At 71.3% G+C, this 3,642-nt stretch carries 10 protein-coding genes; all 10 read left to right on the top strand.

The features are described from left to right. Positions 1-270, top strand: a 270-nt coding sequence (locus ACZ4Z1_RS42055) for an HIT family protein (protein WP_468492001.1), incomplete at its 5' end; no start/stop codon positions are given. Next, positions 267-458, top strand: coding sequence for a hypothetical protein (locus ACZ4Z1_RS42050; RefSeq protein ID WP_468492000.1), 192 nt, complete (start codon positions 267-269; stop codon positions 456-458). The genes ACZ4Z1_RS42055 and ACZ4Z1_RS42050, both read left to right, overlap by 4 nt. A gap of 73 nt (positions 459-531) precedes the next feature. Beyond that, positions 532-747, top strand: coding sequence for a hypothetical protein (locus ACZ4Z1_RS42045; protein WP_468491999.1), 216 nt, complete (start codon positions 532-534; stop codon positions 745-747). Further along, positions 744-935, top strand: coding sequence for a hypothetical protein (locus ACZ4Z1_RS42040; protein ID WP_468491998.1), 192 nt, complete (start codon positions 744-746; stop codon positions 933-935). The genes ACZ4Z1_RS42045 and ACZ4Z1_RS42040 overlap by 4 nt, the downstream gene beginning before the upstream one ends. Continuing rightward, positions 935-1,297 carry a hypothetical protein gene (locus tag ACZ4Z1_RS42035; RefSeq protein ID WP_468491997.1) on the top strand — a complete coding sequence of 121 codons (363 nt, stop codon included), beginning with the start codon at positions 935-937 and terminating at the stop codon, positions 1,295-1,297. The genes ACZ4Z1_RS42040 and ACZ4Z1_RS42035 overlap by 1 nt, the downstream gene beginning before the upstream one ends. After that, positions 1,297-1,605: a MazG-like family protein gene (locus ACZ4Z1_RS42030; RefSeq protein ID WP_468491996.1), complete on the top strand. Its 309-nt coding sequence runs from the start codon at positions 1,297-1,299 to the stop codon at positions 1,603-1,605. The genes ACZ4Z1_RS42035 and ACZ4Z1_RS42030 overlap by 1 nt, the downstream gene beginning before the upstream one ends. Continuing rightward, positions 1,602-1,952: a hypothetical protein gene (locus ACZ4Z1_RS42025; RefSeq protein WP_468491995.1), complete on the top strand. Its 351-nt coding sequence runs from the start codon at positions 1,602-1,604 to the stop codon at positions 1,950-1,952. The genes ACZ4Z1_RS42030 and ACZ4Z1_RS42025 overlap by 4 nt, the downstream gene beginning before the upstream one ends. Next, positions 1,949-2,350 carry a hypothetical protein gene (locus ACZ4Z1_RS42020; RefSeq protein ID WP_468491994.1) on the top strand — a complete coding sequence of 134 codons (402 nt, stop codon included), beginning with the start codon at positions 1,949-1,951 and terminating at the stop codon, positions 2,348-2,350. The genes ACZ4Z1_RS42025 and ACZ4Z1_RS42020 overlap by 4 nt, the downstream gene beginning before the upstream one ends. After that, positions 2,347-2,817: a Pycsar system effector family protein gene (locus ACZ4Z1_RS42015; protein ID WP_468491993.1), complete on the top strand. Its 471-nt coding sequence runs from the start codon at positions 2,347-2,349 to the stop codon at positions 2,815-2,817. The genes ACZ4Z1_RS42020 and ACZ4Z1_RS42015 overlap by 4 nt, the downstream gene beginning before the upstream one ends. A gap of 108 nt (positions 2,818-2,925) precedes the next feature. Further along, positions 2,926-3,642: hypothetical protein (locus tag ACZ4Z1_RS42010; RefSeq protein ID WP_468491992.1), on the top strand; the 717-nt coding region annotated here is incomplete at its 3' end.

Genomic DNA, 3,642 nt, shown 5'->3' with positions numbered 1-3,642 from the left:
ATCGTGCCGATCGAACCGGTGACCAAGGGGCACGTCCTGGTGATCCCGCGGGGGCATGTGGACGGCCCGGCCGAAGACCCCATGGTGACCGGCGCCGTCTTCCAGCGGGCCGCCGAGTACGCGGCCGCCACGGGCCAGCCCTTCAACCTCGTGATCTCCGAGGGTGTCGAGGCGACTCAGAGCATCCGGCACGCGCACGCCCATTTCATCCCGCGCGCCGTCGGTGACGGTCTGCCGCTGCCGTGGACGCCGCAGGAGGTGGCGTCGTGAGCGCTTCGCAGCCCGACCCGCAGCTGGTCGCCGACATCGACGACATCTTCCTCGGCTACTGGGACGACGCCCTGGTCGCCCTGTTCTTCGCCGACTACCGGCCCCACGCCATCCAGGCATACGCCCGCCAGCACGGCTCTGAGGCCCGCGAGACGGAGCCCGAGCCGGACGCCGACGGCCTGACCTGACCCGCCCCGGGCCCGCGCCGCCGGGCCCGGCCATCCACTCGTATCGACATATCGACTCGACAGGAGTCTCCCGATGACGGTCGCCGAGCTGTACGAGCTGCCCGACGTCGCCGACTACGACGCCATCCACGACTACCGCGCGAACCTGGTCACCGCCTACCACTCCAGCGACGACCCCTTCGAGCAGCTGCGGCTGTACGCCGAGGCCGCTCGCTACGATCGCCGGCACCCCGGCGAGCCGCAGCTGTCCGACGAGCTGTACGGCGCGGACCAGGGCGGGGGTGCGTGATGCGTCCCGCCGCCTGGGTTGCCCTGGCCCTGACCGTCGCGCTGGTGGTCGCCTGCCCGGCTCTGCCGGCCGCCGTGTTTACCGCGGTCGGGTGGCTGCTGTCGACGCCGCTCGCCGCGGGCGGCGCGCTCGCCGCCACCCTCGTGTGGATCGCGATGCGGCCCGACGCCGGGCGGAGGTGGGCGTGATGATGACCCGCCTGTTCCGCCGCCCCGCTGAGCCCGAGCCTGCGCTGGAAGCGCCCGCTGCCGAGCCGGTTGAGACATGGCCCGCCGACGTGGTGATGCGGTTCCGCACCCGATGCGACGCCATCGTCGAAGTTCACACGCTGCGCTTCGCCGCGCGCTTTGACCGCCGCGGCGCACCGTATGCGGCCCGGCGGCCTTACGAGATCGACGGCTTCAACTGGCGCTGCCTCGGCTGCCTCTCTGCAGGCCGGGACGGTGACTCCTACAACGAGCGCGGCTACCGCGAACGGCGTGAAGCCCGCGACAAGGCCAATGAGCACGCCGCCGACTGCCACTCGACACCCCGGCCGGAGGCGACGTGATGGATCTGCGCGCCATTCAGGCCACCGCGGTCGCCAACAAGCACGCCAAGGGCCTGAACACCACCGACGTGCCTCTGGAGTTCGCTCTGCTGACCGCTGAGGTCGGCGAAGCCTTCACCGCCTGGCGCAGGAACCTGCCGGACTTCGCCGAGGAACTCGCCGACATCCAGCTCTTCCTCGTCGCGCTCGCCGACATGACGGGCGTCGACCTGCAGGACGCCGTCGAACGCAAGATGCGGATCAACGAGGCCCGCGTCTACCGCCGCGACGACCGCGGCGTGCCCATCAAGGTCACGGAGGCGTCATGACGACCGCCCCGCGCACTGTTCGCAAGGCCGTGTTCGCCGAGGTCATCATCCTCGCTGTCACCGCTACCACCGCCGCCACCCTGGCCGTCCAGTTCGCCGACCGCGGTCTGAGTGCCGTCGCTATCGGGATCGTCGTCGCGGCCACGTTCGCCAGCGGCGCGTCCCTCGCCAGCGAAGTCGGGCAGCGGCTGCGCACCACCGTCTACATCTGCCCCGCCAAGGGCTGCACCGTCTCCATCCGGGCCCGCGGCACCAGCCCCGACGAGCTGGAGCGGCTGCGCGCCCTGGCCACGGACCACAGCAAGCACCTGCCCACCTCCGCACCTGAAACGCGAGGACAGCAATGACCGAGACCAAGCAGACCCTCATCGACCGGGCCCATGCCCTCTACGAGGAGAAGTACCCCGAGGGCCGCCTGTGGTGGGGCGCTGCGGGTGAGGCGCTGACCGGTGAGCAGGTCGCTGCGCACGCCGAGGCCGCCGCCGAGTACGTCGCCAACGTCGACTGGAAGCTGCCCGACACTGACCGGCCCGGTGGTCCCGGCGCGGTCGCCAAGAAGGCAGCGCACACCGCCTATTACGTCGTCGGCGCCATCATCGAACTGATGCTGCGGGCCGCGACCGGAGCGCCCTACGCCGACGCCTGGGCGTGGTACCTGCAGCCCGGCCTCACCGCCGACGAAGCGCGGGCCATGTACACGGACGTCGCGGCTTTCGCCCGCCGCTACGGGCCGGAGGCATCGTGACCACCATCCAACCCGCGCCCACCCGCGTCGAGGCGGAAATAGACCGGGTCCGCGCCGAGATCGCCCGCGCGGACTCCAAGGCGTCCACGTGGTTCGCCGCGCTGGCGATCGTTGCGGGGCTGCTCGCGTCGAACGCCGGGGCGCTGTTCCATCGCGGCTGGCCGACCGCCGTCGCCACAGTGGTCGCCGTACTCATGGCCGGTGCCGCCGCTTGGCTGCTGCTCGACGTGGTGCTGCCGCGCCTCGACGGCGGCGGTACCAGCAACTTCATCCATTACGCGACGTGTGACCGCGAGCAGTTGATCCAGGCGCTGCACGTGACCGCCGACCCGTATCACGAGCTGATCGCGCTGTCGCAGATCGCCGACGCCAAGATGCGGCGCCTCCAGGCTGCCGGGCGGCTGCTCAAGTTCACCGCCGCGCCCGCGGTCATCGCCGCCGGGCTGGCGATCGGGGGGCGGGTGTGATGCGCGCCTTCTCCCTGATCTTCGGAGTGGTCGTCCCGATCATCATTCTCGCGTTCGTCATCACCGCCGCCGTCACCGGCCACACCCCCTGATCGAAAGGAACCACCCGTGCCGAAGACGACCCGTCACCGCTGGGACCCGCTCGTCGCGGTGTCGCTCGCGGCCGGCGTCGGCTTCACCGCCTACGCCGAGTACCAGCTCGCCCGCGCCATCGGGGCGGCGGTACCGGTGGCGGTACTGCTGCCGCTCGCCATCGACGTGTACGTGGTCGCGGCGATCCGCCGGTCCCGCGGCCGGGACATCGCCCTGTCGCTCGTGCTGATGGGTACCGCTCAGATCGCCGCGCACATGCTGGAGGCCCGCGTGGCGACGGTGTCGGTACCGCTCGTGGCGGCGGTGTCGCTTCTGGTACCGCTCGTGATCTGGCGGGTGCACACCCTCGCGGTACCGGCCGCCAAGGCGGTACCGGTACCGCCCGCGGTGCCCACCGAGGAAGCCCCCCGCGTCACGGTCGAGCAGCAGCCGGTACCGGTACCTGAGACCGTCCCGGTACCGCCCGCCGGTACCGCCGATGGGCCCCGCGAACTGCCGGTACCGGATCAGGCGGTACCGCGCCCGGAACTCCAGGCCGTACCGGAGCCGGAGCCGCAGCACGAGACAGCGGTACCGGTACGGCGGGCACCCCGCACTACCCGGCGCAGTACCGCCCGCAAGACGAAGGTCACCGGCAGCTTCGACGAGCACGTCAGTACCGCTCGTCAGTGGCTCGCCGACAACCCGGAGATGACCGGTACCGACATCGGCAACCGGCTCGGTACCGGCGAT

Source organism: Streptomyces sp. NPDC030165 (assembly GCF_055573595.1).
The sequence above is the reverse complement of the archived record's forward strand: the minus strand, read 5'-3'. Positions and strand labels throughout refer to the sequence as shown.